This is a genomic window from Solitalea longa (genome assembly GCF_002920915.1).
Taxonomy (GTDB): domain Bacteria; phylum Bacteroidota; class Bacteroidia; order Sphingobacteriales; family Sphingobacteriaceae; genus Solitalea; species Solitalea longa.
Genome location: NZ_PQVF01000002.1, coordinates 370,266 through 388,811 on the forward strand (window position 1 = coordinate 370,266; position 18,546 = coordinate 388,811).

At 36.8% G+C, this 18,546-nt stretch carries 13 protein-coding genes; 4 read left to right on the plus strand and 9 right to left on the minus strand.

What is annotated here, in order from left to right; all coding sequences use genetic code 11:
• Positions 1 to 15: 15 nt before the first annotated feature.
• Entirely contained in the window at positions 16 to 444 is a 429-nt protein-coding gene (locus C3K47_RS04145; RefSeq protein ID WP_103787851.1) for a hypothetical protein, read from the minus strand.
• Between the two features lie 217 nt (positions 445 to 661).
• Between C3K47_RS04145 and C3K47_RS04150 the strand changes: the two genes are divergently transcribed.
• On the plus strand, positions 662 to 1,189 hold the full coding sequence (locus C3K47_RS04150) for a VOC family protein (RefSeq protein ID WP_207765230.1): 528 nt from the start codon (positions 662 to 664) through the stop codon (positions 1,187 to 1,189).
• 176 nt (positions 1,190 to 1,365) lie between these two features.
• Here the strand turns inward: C3K47_RS04150 and C3K47_RS04155 are convergent, their stop codons facing one another.
• From C3K47_RS04155 to C3K47_RS04190, 8 genes are all read right to left on the minus strand, one after another.
• Positions 1,366 to 2,727 carry a TlpA family protein disulfide reductase gene (locus C3K47_RS04155; RefSeq protein WP_103787852.1) on the minus strand — a complete coding sequence of 454 codons (1,362 nt, stop codon included), beginning with the start codon at positions 2,725 to 2,727 and terminating at the stop codon, positions 1,366 to 1,368.
• A 135-nt stretch (positions 2,728 to 2,862) separates the two neighbouring features.
• On the minus strand, positions 2,863 to 4,401 hold the full coding sequence (locus C3K47_RS04160) for a PKD-like family lipoprotein (RefSeq protein ID WP_103787853.1): 1,539 nt from the start codon (positions 4,399 to 4,401) through the stop codon (positions 2,863 to 2,865).
• Between the two features lie 24 nt (positions 4,402 to 4,425).
• Positions 4,426 to 5,172 (minus strand): DUF4843 domain-containing protein, encoded by a 747-nt coding sequence (locus C3K47_RS04165; RefSeq protein ID WP_133159326.1) that lies wholly within the window; start codon positions 5,170 to 5,172, stop codon positions 4,426 to 4,428.
• 105 nt (positions 5,173 to 5,277) lie between these two features.
• Positions 5,278 to 6,714, minus strand: a complete 1,437-nt coding sequence (locus C3K47_RS04170; RefSeq protein WP_103787855.1) for a RagB/SusD family nutrient uptake outer membrane protein — start codon at positions 6,712 to 6,714, stop codon at positions 5,278 to 5,280.
• A 13-nt stretch (positions 6,715 to 6,727) separates the two neighbouring features.
• The gene (locus C3K47_RS04175; RefSeq protein ID WP_165784624.1) at positions 6,728 to 10,075 is read right to left on the minus strand and encodes a SusC/RagA family TonB-linked outer membrane protein; all 3,348 of its coding nucleotides are present in this window, start codon (positions 10,073 to 10,075) and stop codon (positions 6,728 to 6,730) included.
• Positions 10,076 to 10,300: 225 nt separating this feature from the next.
• Positions 10,301 to 11,722, minus strand: a complete 1,422-nt coding sequence (locus tag C3K47_RS04180) for a M60 family metallopeptidase (protein ID WP_103787857.1) — start codon at positions 11,720 to 11,722, stop codon at positions 10,301 to 10,303.
• A 140-nt stretch (positions 11,723 to 11,862) separates the two neighbouring features.
• Entirely contained in the window at positions 11,863 to 13,020 is a 1,158-nt protein-coding gene (locus tag C3K47_RS04185; protein WP_103787858.1) for a FecR family protein, read from the minus strand.
• Positions 13,021 to 13,089: 69 nt separating this feature from the next.
• The gene (locus C3K47_RS04190) at positions 13,090 to 13,656 is read right to left on the minus strand and encodes an RNA polymerase sigma factor (RefSeq protein ID WP_133159327.1); all 567 of its coding nucleotides are present in this window, start codon (positions 13,654 to 13,656) and stop codon (positions 13,090 to 13,092) included.
• 758 nt (positions 13,657 to 14,414) lie between these two features.
• On the opposite strand from C3K47_RS04190, the gene C3K47_RS04200 reads away from it, so the two are divergent.
• The 3 genes from C3K47_RS04200 (at position 14,415) to C3K47_RS04210 (ending at position 18,435) form a co-directional block, all read left to right on the plus strand.
• Complete coding sequence (locus C3K47_RS04200; protein ID WP_165784625.1) at positions 14,415 to 16,052, plus strand: tetratricopeptide repeat protein; 1,638 nt, start codon at positions 14,415 to 14,417, stop codon at positions 16,050 to 16,052.
• A gap of 41 nt (positions 16,053 to 16,093) precedes the next feature.
• A complete protein-coding gene (locus tag C3K47_RS04205; protein ID WP_103787862.1) occupies positions 16,094 to 17,755 on the plus strand; it encodes a tetratricopeptide repeat protein in 1,662 nt (553 codons plus the stop codon).
• Positions 17,756 to 18,069: 314 nt separating this feature from the next.
• Positions 18,070 to 18,435: a response regulator transcription factor gene (locus C3K47_RS04210; protein WP_103787863.1), complete on the plus strand. Its 366-nt coding sequence runs from the start codon at positions 18,070 to 18,072 to the stop codon at positions 18,433 to 18,435.
• The last annotated feature ends 111 nt before the right edge of the window (positions 18,436 to 18,546 follow it).

An 18,546-nucleotide genomic window follows, 5' to 3' on the forward strand; every position in this document is an offset into this window, starting at 1 on the left:
ATTTATTACAGACACTTATCTTAGAACTTGCCCACCTGCTACAATATTTTTATTTCTTAATTCAGCCTCCGAACTGAAGGTTGAAACAACAAATGAAATTTTGAAGTTCTCCAGAAAAATCAACCCTAATGTGAGTTGACCAAAAGTAAAGTTAGACTTTTCTGTGCCTAAATTTTCTTGAAACACTTCAGTTCCATATATTTTGCTTGCACTGAGATTAAAAAAAAATCTCAATGAGTTATTACTTGTTGCTGCATCTGCATAAAAGTCGAGACCAAAAGACCCTCTTCCAGCCCATTTTTCGGTGTTTGTACCAAATGCAGGCAAGTCAGCTGCCCCTTTAGTTATTAAACGAGAAATAAGATTATACTGATTATTGGAACTATGCGCATACATTAGAGGATATTCAATATTTAATACAGTATTTCCACCATAAGCTATCAACCTCTAAAAGCCTTTTTTGGTTTATAACACATTCAGTAGCAAACCCGATTGGGGCTTTCGTATTTAACAGCATACTCATTTACCAGCAGTTCAAACTAAATCCCGATCCATTAAAACAATTGACCCAATCGTAGTTTAAGCAGAGCTAGTCAATTATTTTTTATATTGCTATGCGTTTTTTGACATAGATTCAACTAGTAAAATAAATTCCGGCAAAATGAAAAAGACATCATTAATAGTTTTGGTTATTGCAGCCTCTTTTCTTTCAGGTTTTGCATTTAAGACCATCATTACAAAGCCAGCAAACCATTCTGCTAAACTGAAAAAGGTAACCGGCATTGGTGGTATCTTTTTTAAATGTAAGGATCCAAAAAAGATGAGAGATTGGTATGAAACTAATCTGGGGCTAAGCGTCAACCAATACGGGTCAGTTTTTGAATGGTATCAAGGTGCCGATTCTACCAAAAAAGGATTTTCACAATGGAGTCCGTTCAATGAAAAAACAACCTATTTTGAACCTTCCACAAAGGACTTTATGATAAATTATAGGGTTGAAAACTTAAAAGCGCTGGTTGCAGAATTGAAAACCAATAATGTTACGATACTCGATACCATCGCAACTTACGATTATGGTAAATTCATCCATATTCTTGATGCCGAAGGAAACAAAGTAGAACTATGGGAACCCAACGACATTGAATATGAAAAACTGGGCAAACAACTGGGAGCAAAGACAACTAAATAGTACTACCAAAAGATAAAGGCTTTTAGATTTCTCTAAAAGCCTTTTTAGTTGACAGTATCATTAAAAGTTCATCCACGTCCGTTCAGATAGCTGAAGTGTAATGGTCAATAAATAACAAAACCACCTTGATTTACCAAAGTGGTTTTGCTGTTAATGGGTTGTATCAAGTTCCAAAACTACAATGCTTTATTCAACCATTCGTTCAATAGTTCTTTCAGTTTTGGATCGCTTGGGCGTGGAGCGTCAACATCAATAATATTACCGTTTTTATCAAACAGCATAAATCGAGGAATGCCTTTAATTGCATAGGCTTGTGTAATTTGCGACCATCCACTGGCAAACAACTGCACACCTCCTAATTGTCCATCGGCAATAAACTTCTGCCACTTCTCTTTATCTTTCTCTTCATCAACCGAAACACTTAAGAACACTACGTCTTTTCCATGAAACTCTTTCTCAAGCGCCTTTAGCGAGGGTATCTCTTGCTTACACGGACCGCACCAAGTGGCCCAAACATCCACCAATACTATCTTACCTTTGAAATCGGTTAACGACACCTGGTTGCCTGAAAGGTCAGGATAGGTAAAACTGATTGCTCTTTCTCCTTGCTTGAAAGTGGCTAAGCCCGCCGCGATCTTTTCAGCGCGAGTTTTTTGATCCGCTGTAAGAAAATATTTATTGTATTTATCAGCTATTTCAAGGTACTTGGCATAAGAGGTTTCTCTTGCTGCGCCTGCTAATACATATTCTCCTTTCAGTTTATCACTAGGTATAGACATTACGATCTTATCAAAATCAAATTTGACCAAATCCTTATTCTTAAACATTACCAAATTACCCAGTACACCCATTCCGTATGGAAACTTATACAAGTCTTCATTTTGCAAAAAGTGATCGGAACTAAAGTTTTTCAAATAAGAGGTATAATCTGCTTTTGTTGGATGCACGGAACGAGGTGTAAACAAAAACGTCATGGCATAATAAGCCAGATCATAATCCATTGTTTTCTTCATTAATTGATCAAAATCTGCATTGCCGGTAGCTTTACCGTTCATCCAGCTTTTTGACTTAGCAGCAACTGATTCTAAAGCAGGAAAGAAATCAACATAGGTGCTTTTAGTATTAAAAAAATACACCGATTTATGTTCGAGCTGATAGGTTAGTTTATACCACTGCTCCAAAACCTGGTTTTCTTTTGTATTTACACCTGTAAGCACATAGGTCGAATCATTCAACACCAAATTGATCTTATCATTTCCTTTGGCATACACCTTTATCTTATCTTGCATACCCTTACGAGGATCACCTGTTCCAATTACATAATACCCCTTGTAATCGGGCTGAAAGCTGAATCCAAAGGCTCCATTAGCAGCTGGTGTAATAGATGCAATTTCTTCCATGCGACCATAAGCTACCTTATATAGTTTTACAGTTGCGGGTTCTGATCTCTTAAATACACCTTTAATTTCGGTGAATTGCGCCTGAGCTGTACAAACAGCGCTCAATAAAATTACGAGCAGCGTACTGAATTTGTTCATTGTTTATGAGCGGTTAAATGATTCTGAGAAATGAATATGCAATATGGGCGAGAAGAGCCTTTACAGCTATTGGAATTGATCTGTTAAAAATAAAACCGGTGGCAGTTGCCACCGGTTTTATTTGAAAAGTATGGCTTAGCGTTCTCTGTAATGCAGACTTACTACTTTACCAAAACCACTATATGAATCAAAAAGCACTAAATTTCCATTACCTGTTGGCACTGTAAACCGTTCCATTTTTCCATTAACTCCTTCAGCCAATGAAGGATCATAGCTACAAACGATCAATTTGCTTCTGGTCGTATATTTAATATAATTATGATAAGCTTCAAACTTGATCAAGCTAATCTTTTGTGCGCCCTTATCAAACATAAGCTTAGTTGTTTTCAGAGACATATCATATTCATATAACTTACCATCCACACTGTAAAAGATGTACCCTAAATCAGGGCTTACTGTAATATGCTGAGCTTTATCAAAATCAGTAGCTACAATTTCATCATAATATGATTGAATATTATTAGCAGCCGAAAAGCGAGCCAGGTATTGTTTTAAAGTACCCGGATCTTTTAATATGCTAAACACTTCACCTCCATTAAAAGGAACCTTTTCCATATAGATTAAGTCCTTACCAGTAGTAAAACTAAACAACTTATTAGCAGGATCAGGGATAAGCGTACATGAGCCAACACCACTATGCCTTATGAAACGTTTATTTGTAACATCATAAAAAATAGCTGGCTCAAGAGCAAAATCTGCAGCTTCGTCATTCCCAATAAATGGCGCAATCTTGAATGGTTTTTTTTCGGCATCGATATAATTTATTGGCACGCTAAATCTCGCCATGTTATTCCTATCATATAAATAGGCATCTCCATTCGAGATCATATATGAACGCCAAAAACCAGCTTTTTTTACCAAATCAGCATGAAAATCAGCTGGTACCGGATTACCAAAGATTTCGTTTTTGATGTTATAAGCACTTAACCATTTAAAGGTTTCAGGGCTTAGTCTATCGGTACTCTTATCGGTACCGACATATATGGCATAAGGAAGATTTATTCCAGGTCCACTAAACGGTCCTGTATCATAACTGTAAATCATTACAGGTTTACCATTGAGTTGCAGGCCCGAACCGGTTGATGCTAACAGATCCTTTACTACACTAAACTCATCGGTCAACCCTTTTGCAATCATATCTACCCGGGCGTTGCCATTTACATCTGTCATTAGCAACCAGCCTTCGTTGATCTCATTTACCACTTCCAGCGAAAACTCTTTACGAAATTTAACACCAGTTTTATTATCGGTTACCCCATAATAGGCTTTATAAGTTCCCGGTGCAATTGGCAAAACAAGATCCAGGTTCTTAGTGGTAGCAAATACTTTTATTTCTTTGGCACCAACGTCATTTGGTTTTACATAGGCCCATTCGTAACTATAATCGGCTTCAGCTCCAACTGCATCCTCAGTAAAAGTTAGTTCAGGTTTTACAACGAGGCGCTGAGCGAATAATGCTTTAATGGTATTTGAATTCGGGTTTTCGGTATTAATCGCGCCAAATTCAACCTTATTTATAGAATTATAGTCATAATTCCCTATGTCTTTTTGACAAGAATAGGCGGTAGTAATTACAATTAAAGCAATTATATAGTGATATATATTTTTAAACATAATAATCTATTTTAAAAGTTGACTTTAAAGGTATTGAGCATAAGGACCCATGGTCATTTCCGTATTATCATCCTCCAGAATCGTATTTCCTGCTGCTTTTTGCTCGAGAAAATACCTGTTCATTACCCTGGTATAGAGTGACATTTCGGTAGGTGACATTGTAGGTTTGGTAAAAATTTCCGGACTCACATTCAATACTTCTACCATTTTGAACATTTTCTTTCTGGTAAAATTTCCTAAAAAGAATTCAATCCAATATTGTGGTTTCTTGATCTGATCACTTACCGTAACCGAATACTGAAGGCAACTAATTTTATTAGGGCCTTGAGTCTTTTCCATCAAATTGGTATTGAAATTTTCATTCGGATTCAAGTCTAACACTATAGAGAAGTTATTAGTCAGCATATCGGGCGTCCGTTTAATCCTGAGCTTAATCGTATCTCTAAGGGCATTTTTCTTAATAACCAGTTTCTCCGGCAATGCATCGAAATGAACGCCTGCCTTAGCAGTTGAACCTGGATTAACACTTACTTTATACTCTCTATCCCAATTAACAGCCGTACCGGTTACACCTACAATGATCGACTTAATAGAGTCTTGCCCCTTAGCAAAAGTAAATGTGATATCTGATGAGTTAGTATTACCTAAATCTTTAACTGCGTCGCTAAAGTAAATACTAGATTCACTATCATAAGTCATTAACTCCTTTTCACAAGAAGCAAATACTAAGGGAAGCATTAATACTGCTATTGTATTTATAATTTTTTTCATCTGTTTATCTTTTAATGATCTTTGATCAGATGGAATTCTCCCGGAAACATCGCTTTGGTTAAAACCAATAATTATTTCAGGGCTAATTACATTTGACAATAAATATTATCGATACTGAATTTCTGACAATGGCAATGGCAACACATAAGTAGCGGCACCCATCGTTTGGTTTCCGGATATTTGGTTACCAGCAGGGATTGCAGTCATATTCTTTCTTTTATAATAATAGAATAGTTGTCCCTCGCCAAAAAACTCTTTTTGATACTCCTTCTGTAACTCTGTTGTTAAGCTAACGGAAGTTTCAAGGCTCGTTAACCCACGATTACCTCTTACAGTATTCAAATAAGCAAAGGCTTGATCAATATCTGGTTCACACTCAGCCGCTATATAATACATTTCACTAATTTTCATTAAAGGAATAGTAAAGCGGAAGTTTTTAGTCTTGTCTACAATATCAGCATACTTATAAAACACACGAAATGACTTACCTCCATTAGTTGGAATGGACCAGTTAAGATTATACCTGAAATCGTTCTCATTTGACTCGAACACATTTTGCAAACGAGCTGAAAGAGGAGCTAGTATAGCCGCATCGGGAAGGTCTGGAGAAAAAGTATTAAGATAATTTGAATATAACTGAGAACTAAAAACTCCCATTATCATTTCGGTACTGAAAACTCTGTCAGGATTAGCTTTTTCTTCCAGTGCATTGCTAGTGGTTACCCAGGCAAATTTATCAGCATTATCAATTAGTACTTTTGCTGCCGCTAACGCTGCTACTTTATTGCCTCTGTACATATTAACCCTGGCCTGTAGGGCCTTCACGGCGTAATAGTTCAAGCGATAATTTCTGTTTCGCATAAAATCTGCTCCGTCACCTTGCAATGTCGACATTACTCCTTGGGTGATGATCGGATCTTTTTCCAGCAAACTTGCAGCCTGGCTCAAATCAGCACAAATAAGATCCATTACTTTATTAGCAGGCAACAGCTCTTTAATTTTAGTTTCCGTTTTAGAATAATATGGAATACTTGCTTTAGTTGAGTCTGCAGAATTATACATTGGACCGTATAGGCGCAAGAGATCAAAATGCAACATCGCTCTAATTGCCAAGGCTTCTCCCTTATAAATTGACTCCGTTTCTGAACTAACTGCTCCTTTGTATTTTTCAAGTTTTTCTACAAACAAGTTAGCATTTAAGATCGTACCGTATGCATTGGTCCAAATTGAATCAATTCTCTCAACAGCAGGTCTTTCTGTATAGGCATAAGTAGCTATCTTATATAAACCATGCTGAGCGCTTAAATTATAGCGTTGAGCCAATATATCAACCGTACTCAAGGTTAAATTACCGCCATATAAACCTTGTTTTGCCAGGCTTATATATAAACCATTTAAAGCTGCATTTACTCCATGCGGAGTAGAAAAAGCCTGATCTTCTAAAATTTTATCATCAGGTCGTACATCCAGGTATTCTTTACAGGAAAATAAGGTAGACAGTAAGCCTGCAGCTACCATTAATTTTATATAATATCTTTTCATTATTTCCTCAATTTTAGAATGATGCTCTTAAACTAAACGAAACCGTTTGCGCGAATGGATAATCAATTCCTCTTTCACGTTTAACTGTAGAGATCCTGAAAACTTCATTTCCTATTGCAGAAAGATTCAGGGAACTCATTCCAATCTGTTTCATCCATTCACTTCTCTCGAAAGTATAGCCCAAGGTGATAGATTCACAGGCAAGTGTGTTTTCTTCCTGAACAAATCGTGAAGACATTGGAGTTAAACTGGTTTGCGAGATTGCTTTGAACTTGGTCACATCACCAGGATTTTTCCAACGCTCATATAAAGCTCTTTTATCCTGATTTAATGAAATACTGGTGTATGAAATATTTTCTACTTTATTATATAAAGCCGAATTAAAGATGTCTCCACCTAAACGATATCTAAGATTAATACCTAAATTAAACCCTTTATAGGCTACATTATTACCAAAGATCCCTTCAACAGTTGGAGCGGTATTTCCAACGGCCTGAACTTGTGTAGGGTCAAAATCAAAAGAAGAGCGACCGTCTGCAGTTAAGAATAACTCACGTCCTGTAGCAGGATCAATTCCTAATGATCTTACAGCCCAAATAGCATCAGGACTGTATCCGTCTTTGAATCGAATTAACGACGAGCTAAGCTCTTGTTGCTTGTTGGTAGATCCTAAACTGTTACCAAATCCTTCATATTTACTTTTGTAAAGACTACCTGTAACATTTACAGTCCAAACAAAGCGTTTCTGATAGTTATTGATTGGAGAATAGTTAACTCTTACTTCCAATCCATTGGTATTTAAATTACCTACGTTCATAGGATAAGCCAATACACCTGTAGAAGAAGGTAAATCAACCGGTACAACCAAAGAGCTGGTATATTTATTATATACGCTAATAGATCCGCTTAAACGATTGTTGAATAAGGCATAATCAAGTCCACCACTAATTTGTGTAGTTTTTTGAGGTGCTAAATCTGGATTACCTAAGGCACTTAGACTTAAACCTTGCCCAAATTGATTATAGCTTGTGTTAGTGTTATAATCGAAAACCGAAACAGAACTAACACTTCCAAAATTTTGATTACCGGTAACCCCAATATTTGCGAATAGTTTTAAACGGTCAATTTTATCTGAACCTTTCAAAAATGATTCATTATGCAAGTTCCATCCAATACCAGTTGACCAATACGGCGAAAATTGCTTATTACTACCAAAAGCAGTTGAACCATCCAAACGATACGAAGCATCAAAAAGGTAACGGGAATCATACACGTAATTAGCAGATAAGGTAGCATTTACGGTACGATAAACTCTTAACGAAGCAGATGGAGCACTGTTATTCACATAACTATAGGCAAACCTTGGGTTTCCGGTACTTCCTTCAGGAAAGCCTTCTGCTTCATAAGCAGTAGCTCTAACATCATTGGTACTAATCTCTGCACGAGCATTTGCTGTTAATGAATGTTTTTCGTTGAACACTTTACCGTAGTTCAACAATACATTTGCCTGGTAAGAGAAGTTGTCCACTTTATTATTAGAATACCTTCCTTTTTGAAGCGAACTCACCCCTTCAAACTGACTGTTCTCTGGCGCGAGAAAAACTTCTGAATTAACAGCACCTTTAATTACTTGCAAACCACCTCTCAGTTCTAATTCAGGTCTTAAAGCATAGTTTATAAGCAGGTTATTTTGTACTTCTAAATTATCACTAGCATTTTTATTCGGTAAGCTAGCGTCAAATAATGGATTTCTTACCACAAGGCCAATTGCAGAGGCAGTACGACTTTGCTCCAAATAACGTTGTGATGCATCCTTAGTATAATAAGGGTTCGTATTCACAAAATTGGAGAAGGAACCATAAGGAGACTCTGTAGATGAGTAACCTCTTACATATACAATGTTATTAATATTGAACTTTGATTTTCTGTAGGTAAGATTGATATTACCACTCCAAGAGTCGCGACCAGAACCTTTCATTGCTCCTGATTGAGACTTATAATTTACTCCCACACCATATCTTAATGCGTCATCACCACCCTGAGCAAAAACTGAGGTATTATGAGAGAATCCGGTTTGAACAGGCTCATTCAACCAATAGGTATTAACACCTTGTTTCACCATGCCCAAATGGTCATTATATAGCTGCTCAAGGTATACTTGTTGGTCAGGATCGACAAAAATAGGGGTATATCTTCCTGAAAGGCGTTCAAACTCCAACTTTTCTGTAGCATTCATCATGTTATAATCTGAAAGATCAGGTGTCTCAACACGAAAATCATTGCTGTAGGTAAAGTTCATTTTTCCAGCCTTAGGTTTAATTGTCTCTACTACAACCACCCCGTTTGAAGCTCTGGCACCATAAAGTGCGGTAGATGCAGCATCCTTAAGAATAGTAACAGAACCTACCCTGTTCATATCTAAATCAACAATGGTTTGCAGGGTAGTTTCAAAACCATCCAGGATGAATAAAGGCTGGTTAGGATCTAAAGCAAATTGATCTTTTAATGAACTTGATGGAACGCTGGTTTTCCCTCTTATTTCGATATTAGGTAATACGTTAGGATTAGCTCCTGCAATATTGTTTTCCACCATAATAAACGAAGGATCCAACGTACGCAAGCTCTGAAGGATGTTATTATTTCCTACTGCTTTTAATTGGTTACCGCTAATTGTTACCGTACTGCCCGTAAAGCTATTTTTATTACGGTTGATACCTGTACCAGTTACCACTACTTCGTTAATAGTAACTTTCGCTACCTTCATGGTTATACTGAAGTTAGTTTTTCCAGCTACTGAAACTCTTTGAGGAACCATGCCTAAATAAGTGATATTTAGCTCCGCGTTTGGGGCTACTTTTAACTCAAAGTGTCCCTTTTCGTCAGTAAATGTTCCATTATTAGTACCCACTTCAGAAACGCTGGCTTTAAATAAAGGCTGTTTATTTTCATCCTCTACAGTACCGGAAATCAATACTTTTTCCTGGCTTTTTGAAGTACTTGCTTTTGATTGCTTTGGACCAATTACAATGGTGTTTGATTTTAAGGTAAAGTCTAATCCGGAACCATTAAGTAGTTGATCCAGAACTTTATCCAGTGGTTGGTCTTTAACTTTTAAAGTAACTTTAGGTAAAGCATTTACCTCTTCATTGGTGTATACAATGTAAAGTTTTACTTGTTTTTGAAGCGCGTTCAATGCTGTTGATAATTGAACGTTTTTCACGTTCAAACTCACATTTTGCATGGCATTCGCCATACTACTTATTGAAAAGGCTAAAAATAGAAGGGTTAAAAGCGCCCCTCTTTTAAAACCGCTTTTCAGGTTGTTTTTAATGTTAATAATTTCTTCGTAACAATTTTTCATTAGATTTGAAATGGTTGAGTTAGACATAATAAATCCCTGTTGCTTGACTGAAGCATATGATTTATGAAAACTTACCTCTACGGGCGATGGTTGCAACATTGCCCGTTTTTGTTTATTTAGTGGATTTTTTTTACAATAATTCTCCTTCCTTTAATAGTGAATTTCAAGTTTGATGTTCCTTGAATTATATCAAGAATATTTTTATTGTTTATACCGCCGAAAGCATTAATCTCTTAATGTTGTTATATCATCAGCTTTAGGAAGGTACAACTCAGTTATAACTCTATAAGCATCATCCGTTCTGGAAGGGGTTGAACATTTTAGTCCCCACTTTTTAAAGAAATCGGTTAAATCTTTCCCTGATACTTTACATGCGGCCATCATAAAGTACTTAATGCGATCATCGTCGTCCCTCATTCCCACTTTGTATTTACGAAACCATTTATGCAGGTCTGGATAAAACTTATCGCCATAGGCTTTGCGCAATTGCTCAAACATGCACAAGCGTGCAAAAACATCTTTTAATGGTGATTTAGCTACATAAATATCATTTCCCAAAGCATCTTTGCCATTGGTATAAGCGTTGAAGTCTTTATCCGCCTCAGGCAAGGCCAAATAAGTAGCGGCTAAGTTCCATGATTTTTCAGCGACTAAACGATTTTCACCGGGAGTGAACGAACGCTGAACAGCTAAACTATAAATATTTACAGTTACTTCGCCTAAGGCACTCCATCTCCAGGCATGCTGCTGATGCAAATGACCTATTTCATGCCAAGGGCCCCAGCCATCGGTTCCAACTCCTTTTACAGTAAGGATCTTATCCATTTCAGCTGCAGCAAAAGCCGTTCTATAGAGAAAAGCATACATGAAGGCATTAGGATCGTCATGCTGTGTCATCAAAATGCGCAAAGGACTTGGCTCATTTTCTGGAGAAGAACCGTCTAATCCGGAAATGGCATTTTCCAGCTGACGCATTTGATCTAATTTGGTCAATACCGCATCCTGATCTTCGTTTTTATATTCAATTGCTTTAGCTAAAGAGGAAACAACAATTACGCTTCCGCCAACCAGCTGTACATCAGGAACATTATTAAGCGTACTCAGCATCTTCAACCATTCGGCATGAGTAGTTTTACCCTTAACATAGAATGGAACCGGTTTAAAACCGCTGATAAACGAAACTTTTGCCGTTGAATTAGGGGCAAAGCTCGAATATCGAATGTATAATAAACCGCCATTGCCTTTGGTATCTGAAATTATGTTCTCCCCTTCTTTCAACTGAACTTCAGGAATGTCAGATGATCCACCACCGTATATACCTGATGCCAAATACCTTGAATAAGTGCCAATCATTAGCTTGGGCAAATTAGTTCCGGTAACTTGTTTAACATTCAGCTTTACGGTTCCGTTAGGAGGCAAATAAAATCCCGTGGGTTCAAAATCTGTATGTGGAAACTGTACACCTAAACGTATCCTCTCCATTTCGGCCGCAGGCATTTCCGTTACGGTTAAAACGGAGTCGATCTTAAACCCCAATGAAGGCGTATCGGGCTTGTTTGGCTCAATACCCTTTTCTTTACCACAAGCACTTAACAATAAAGTTCCAAGTATTGTACTATATAATATATACTTAACTGATCGATTCATATTGATTTACATTTAATGTTGTTCCTTATTTATCAGTACCTGAAAATGAAAATAAGGCCCATCGATTTCTTAAAAGCTGAACTAAAATTTATGATTACCTACCTCTTCGGCAATGGTTGCCACACTGCCCGTTTTAATTTCTATGTTTTAGCTGATCTCTCCACAATAATGCTCCTTCCTTGAATAGTGAATTTCAGGTTTGATGTTCCCTGGATTATATCAAGAATATTATCTATTGATTCTGATTTGTCGGCCCGACCGGTGCAATGCAGTTGTTTTAGTGCTTCGTCTTTGAATATAATTTCATAATCATACAAACGTCCGATCTGCTCCATCAACTCCGACATTTCCATCGTTTGAAAAACAACTACGCCCTCTTTCCAAGCGACAAAAGGATAAACGTCTACATCCTGTTTCTCAAAATTTCCGGTTGATCTTTCAAAATTGGCTTGTTGGCCGGGGATAAGCACTAATTTTTGTTTAGCACCAGCGAAGTTAACCTTCACCTTTCCCTCAACTAATGTGGTTTGGAACTTGTTGGAATAGGCATTAACGTTAAACGAAGTACCCAATACCTGAACATTCATATCTCCTTTATGTACAATGAAAGGTTTATCAGGGTTTTTAGCTACTTGAAAATAGGCTTCACCACTTTCTAAGTAAACCTCGCGGGTATTGAATTTGCTCATGTTAACCTGATACTTGATCTGGGTTTCAGCATTCACCCAAACCTCTGTCCCATCTTCGAGCACCAACTTATAGTCTGTACCACGAGGAACTACTAAGGTGTTAAACACGGGATTATCTAAACTTGAGGTATTGGTGGTTTTTGTGTAGTCAAGCGTGCTATTTTGATTAACAAGTCCTGAGAGACCTTTTACAGTTTTTGCCTGCCTCAAATCAACATTTGAGCCGTCCTGAAGAATTAATGTTATTTTTTTCTTTGGCTGATGCTGATACGTTTGAGCTATTGAAACCTTAGTTTCCGGACGATTATACTTAAAAAAGAAAACTGCTGCGATTAAAAGAGGGGTAGCTAAAAGGGCCGCATATTTCAAGTATTGCCTTAAGTCAATGACCGAAAACGATCTAGATTTTCTTAAAACTTGCTCCCAGTCAGCGTTTTCATCAATTTCATCGGCATATTGAAGATGCAAACCAGATTCATTAAGCAACTTTTTTTCCCGATCTAAAATCACTGAATCACTGATAGGAAATAATTGCTCCTCAGAAGATCTCTCATCTAAGATATCATGTATTCTTTTTTTGCGCTTGAAATTGCCTTGATTTTCATTCATACGACCATAAGTCGTAAGGGGCACAAAAAAGGGTGACAAATTTTTAAGAAAAAAAAGAAAGAAATTTTCTTAACTATTCTTTTTGAAAAATAACATTAGGCTAACGAGGGAAATTTCCGAAAGTTCTGCACGAAGAGCAGCGTATGATCTTTTAATTTGAGTTTTTACGGTATTAATCGAAATCTCATTTTTCTCAGCGATTTCAGCATAGCTGAGTCCTTCAAGATTACTCATTAAAAATATTTTGAGCCTTTCTGAAGGTAGTTTTTGTAAAGCAAGATTCAACTTGAAAACAATTTCAGATCGTTCGTTTTCATCCTCAATTAACCCGTAGGGATCAAACGCTATGTCAGGTAATTCTTCTACCTGATAATTTGTATTAGTATATTTTTGACTTCTTAGATGGGAAATGCAGAGGTATTTAACAGAACGGACAGCATAGGCCTCAAACGAACCCTTCAACTGAATTTGTTCATGCTTACTTAATAAATGCACAAAAAACTCTTGAACAATATCTTTCGCCAGATCAATGTCATGCAAATAACGCACAGCGATCAAGCATAAATTTTTATAATTAGCATGAAACAACCCCTCTACCTCTCTCCGAGTAATCATTTGATTTTCAAATTCAGTCACAATTACAGCCCACCTTTATAAAAGCTGCGTAATTTACCTCCTCAGTCTCGTAAAAACAACGACCATTCAATTATTTGATTAATATCAATCTTTCCTTTTTTGGTTTCAACTCATAATGAATCAATAAGCAAATAATAATTCACAGATTTTTTACTAAAAAATGACAAAATAAAATTGAGAAATTGACGTTAATCCATGCTTTTATCAAACAGTATTAAATGCTTTGATCTTAAAAACGCCCAAACACACATAGGTTAGTATGCCCATGAAAAAAAGCATTGCTAAGGTTTTCAGAAAAATCGACAGGCATTTTTCATTGATTCCCTGCTACTTGAATTCCCAAAATGTGCAAACAGTTCTCCAAATGTTTACCAAAGCAGAAATTAACTTCTTCAAACATGTTAATTTTATTTTGAAGCACCATCCGACACGTTCAATGGAAATGAAAGCTGCTGCATTAAACCAAGCGATCTCGAATTTCTCTCTGCTATAATAGAAAAAAGGCTTTTAAAGAAATATAGAAGCCTTTTTATCTACAAGCCTATAACTCACTACCATAGCATTGAATAATAGATGACATACCATCCGCCAACCTCCTATTAACGAACTGTCTTAAGTAATTTCAGCATAAAGATTTGTATGTTTATGGGTAAGATTGCTTTCATCCAATGTTAATTTACAGGCTTAGCCACTTGTCTTTCTTTTTTCCAAAAGCTGCGTGTCGGCTATCCGTTTTTTTGATCTTAGTGCTAACTCTTTTGTTTCAACAAACAGTTAAGGCGCAAAGCAATTCAACGGTTGACAGCCTTACGAAACAGTTAAACAAATCAACATCGGTTGAAGAAAAGCTTCGTCTACAGTTGCTTTTATGCGAACAGCTTTATAAAACAAATTCAACCTTAGCCTTAAAGTATGCCTATGAATCGGAACAACTGGCAACTGAGATCAATTCCGATTCATTATTAAACCAAGCTTATTTACAACAAGCTACTGCTCATTTGTATTTGGGTAATCATCCTACGGCCCTTAACCTCTTTCTCAAATCCATAACAGGCGCCCGGAAGATGGACGATTCGAAGGCTTTATTCTCCGCTTATGAAAACCTGGCCATTTTGTATTATTATCAGAAGGACCACAACAATGCATTGAAATACTTATTTGAAGCGCTGAACCAATATAACCGCACTAAACCTGCGAGTAGTTACCAGAATGAACGAAGGGTATATGTACTCAATAATATTGGCATGGTTTATAATGAGACGGGAAGATTTAATGAATCGGCAAAGTACTTTAATGAGGCCCTTACGCTGGCAAGGAAACTGAACAACAACGAACTTATAGCCAATGTATTAAGCAATCAAGGCAACTTGTTTAATAACCAGGGGATGAAAGACTCGGCCTTAAAGCAATATACCCATGCCCTTGAACTAAGAATAAAGGACCAAAACAAATTTGGGCTTAGCCAGTCGTACCTAAGTTTAGGGCAGTTTTACATAAGCACTAAAAATTACAAAAAAGCCGAATTGAATTTAAAGGAGGCCGTAGCCTTAGGAAAAGAAGTTAAGTATTGGCAAAACGTAAGCATTGCCTCCTCCTTGCTTTTTCATATATATGAGCAAATAGGCGATTATAAAAATGCATTAGCCACGCTTGAGCTTAACAAAAGCACTAGTGACAGCCTGTATAATGAGCAAAACACCCGAAAAATTGCCCAGCTTGAAATGCAACATGAATTTGATCATAAGCATGCAGAGATAATGAGCAAACAGCGGGTAAAAAACCTCTATTACGGATTGGCAGGAATTAGCCTTGCCCTTTCCATTATTATTTTAGCTCTATTTTATTATTTGCAGCGTACAAAAACGCAACGATTACAGTTTGAAAAAGCCAGTTTGGAGCATGAAAAACAAAAACTCGAAAGTGACATTATTTACAAAGACAAGGAATTAGGAAACAACATTTTACATCTTTCTAATAAAAACGAACTCATCGAAACCATTTCAGGAAAGTTAATCGATATTAAACAAAACATTGAAGAAACTGCCAAACCTGCGGTGCAAAAAATACTCAGCGAACTTCAATCTAATTTGCAGCCCGACTTAATGCAAGATTTTGAATTACGCTTTAAGCAGGTTCACGTAGAGTTTTATTCTGCCCTTAATAAACGATTTCCTGATCTTACCCCTAGCGAACAACGTTTATGTGCATTTTTAAAGTTGAACATGACTTCCAAAGAAATTTCAACTATTACCCATCAAAATGTAAAGTCAATTGAAACGGCCCGCACCCGTCTTCGTAAAAAACTGAATTTGACCGATTCAGACCAAAGCCTGACAGATTTCCTATCTCAAATAGATACCCACTCCGCTGAATCTGAAATGCCAAACAGAAAATAATTTGAAGATTTGTATGTTTACTGAACTTAACGTTTTGTACTGTGCTTACTAATTTGTTTGCCAATAAAAGGAATATATTGATTTTAAAATTCATTTTAGCGGCATTTATCCTAACGCCGACCCTTCATTCATATTGTCAGTCAATAAATTCAGACAGTTTAAAAGCTTTACTAAATCAAACCAGTAATAATGAAGAGCGCTATAAAATAACGGCTCAATTATCGGAGGCATTACTATCTACTGAACCGCTTCAGGCTTTGGAATACGGAGAAGAAGCTGCGCACCTTGCTGCCGACTTGAAGCACGACTCATTATTAAACAATGCTAATCTGAACTTAGCCACTGTTTATTTTCAACTCGAAAACTTTCCGAAGGCCTTACAACTTTGTTATACCGTTATTCAAACCTTGCAAAAAGACCCTGATGCTAACCAACTTTTTACTGCATATAACAACCTGGGTATCATCTATCAATTGCAAGGTGATTACAAAAATGCCATTTTAAACTTTAATAAAGCACTTACCTATTTAAGTCCGAAAACAGAGGCATACATTTCTCGAAAAGCAGGGGTGTTTAATAATCTTGGTGGAACTTATAAGCAACTATCTGAATTTGATAAAGCGACCTCTTACCTTAAGGAAGCGTTGAAACTAAGTAAACAAATAAATGATAAGGATAATACAGCCCGAATATTAAGTAACCAGGGGCAGATCAACCAACATTTGGGTAGATATGATTTAGCACTTAGCAACTATTTGGAAGCTATGGAGATCCGAAAAAAGCTTAATTATAAAGCGGGGATAGCTTCCTCCTACTACCGACTAGGAACACTTTATTTCGACAACAATAATACACAAGCTGCAGAGTTACATTTGAAAAAGGCAGTGGATATGGCCCAAAAGGCAGGCCCATTGCAAATTGTAAGCTATTCCTCAGACCTGTTATATACATTATACAAGCAGCAAGGAAAGTTTAAGGAGGCATTTCAAGCATTAAAACTGCATCAACAAGCCAATGATAGCTTGTTTAACGAAAAACGTACCCGGAAAATCGCCCAACTTGAAATGCAGTTTCAGTTTGATCTTAAACAAAAGGAGTTTACGGCCACACAACATGAAAAAGACCTCTATTATTTGCTAGGGGGAGTTACGCTTGGATTATCGTTGATCATTATCACTTTACTTTTCTTTTTACAACGAAATAAGGCCCGAAAATCAGAACTTGAACAAACACACTTGCTTTTTGAAACGAAAAACCTGGAAAAAGACATAGAAATCAAAGACAAGGAACTTACCACCAATATTTTATATCTGATTCAAAAAAACGAACTGATTGATAACATCTCAGAAAAACTGCTCGAAATTAAACAGAGTGTTGCAACAGAATCCCAACCGGGCATCCAAAAGGTGGTAACCGATTTGCGCTCTACTCTTCAACCAGAGCTATTACAAGAGTTCGAACACAGCTTCCAACAGGTGCATGAAGAGTTTTATGCAATATTGAATGAAAGATTCCCTAACCTCAGTCCAAGTGAACGACGGCTATGTGCTTTTTTAAAACTGAATATGACCACCAAGGAAATTTCGGCCATTACACATCAAACTACAAAAACCTTAGAAATAGCCAGAACTCGCCTACGCAAAAAGTTAAAACTTACCGGCACGGACCAAAATCTGGTTACCTTTTTATCGCAATTGCAATGATGCAAATAGCTGCTTTCTATTGCAGTGGAAATAAAGGGGTTATTAAGAAGTCTGCCTTACTATAAATAAACTTTCCTTCAGAAACTAAAAAATGAATCCTATTTTACCTGTAGTGGTTTATTTATAATCACTTCCCCTTTGAGTAGTGATTTTGTAGTAACCTTTTTTTATCAAAACCCATCTTAAAGCTGTTAATTAGATTTCCGAAAGTGAATTAGAAAATGGGGGAAACTGCGAGGACCATTTTATATATAAATCAATTGCATCAAAGATGATTCCCCTGTAAAGATGAATACGTATTAATTTTTGTTTGTATGACAATTTTAGTTGCGGAAGACGAGCCGATCATGTTAACAACCATTGCTCTTCGCCTAAAAAAAGATGGCTTTAACGTTATTACTGCCAAAGACGGTAAAGAGGCTTTGGATAGGTTAAATGAAATCAAACCTGATTTGATTATAACCGATATGATGATGCCTTATATTTCAGGGTTGGAGGTCATTCAACAAGTAAGAAAAAAATACGAAGAGCAGATTCCCATCATTATCTTATCGAGCATGGGACAGGAAAATATAGTAGTGGAGGCATTTCAGGCAGGAGCCAATGATTACCTCACGAAGCCATTTAGCCCTGCAGAATTGACAATTAGAGCAAAGCGGTTAATAAAGTTAACTCCCTAAGCTGTAAAACGAAAGCTGAAAAATGGGAGGAGGGGAATTATATGCAATACTTAAAAATTTATCTTTATTAGAGGGTTTATTTTTCACTTGTTTTGCATGCTTATTGTTGGG

Excerpts from the sequence above, each read along its gene's own strand:
- C3K47_RS04175 (WP_165784624.1), bottom strand. The coding sequence starts at position 10,075 with ATGAAAAATTGTTACGAAGAAATTATTAACATTAAAAACAACCTGAAA.
- C3K47_RS04165 (WP_133159326.1), bottom strand. The coding sequence starts at position 5,172 with ATGAAAAAAATTATAAATACAATAGCAGTATTAATGCTTCCCTTAGTA.
- C3K47_RS04180 (WP_103787857.1), bottom strand. The coding sequence starts at position 11,722 with ATGAATCGATCAGTTAAGTATATATTATATAGTACAATACTTGGAACT.
- C3K47_RS04210 (WP_103787863.1), top strand. The coding sequence starts at position 18,070 with ATGACAATTTTAGTTGCGGAAGACGAGCCGATCATGTTAACAACCATT.
- C3K47_RS04150 (WP_207765230.1), top strand. The coding sequence starts at position 662 with ATGAAAAAGACATCATTAATAGTTTTGGTTATTGCAGCCTCTTTTCTT.
- C3K47_RS04155 (WP_103787852.1), bottom strand. The coding sequence starts at position 2,727 with ATGAACAAATTCAGTACGCTGCTCGTAATTTTATTGAGCGCTGTTTGT.
- C3K47_RS04185 (WP_103787858.1), bottom strand. The coding sequence starts at position 13,020 with ATGAATGAAAATCAAGGCAATTTCAAGCGCAAAAAAAGAATACATGAT.
- C3K47_RS04160 (WP_103787853.1), bottom strand. The coding sequence starts at position 4,401 with ATGTTTAAAAATATATATCACTATATAATTGCTTTAATTGTAATTACT.
- C3K47_RS04170 (WP_103787855.1), bottom strand. The coding sequence starts at position 6,714 with ATGAAAAGATATTATATAAAATTAATGGTAGCTGCAGGCTTACTGTCT.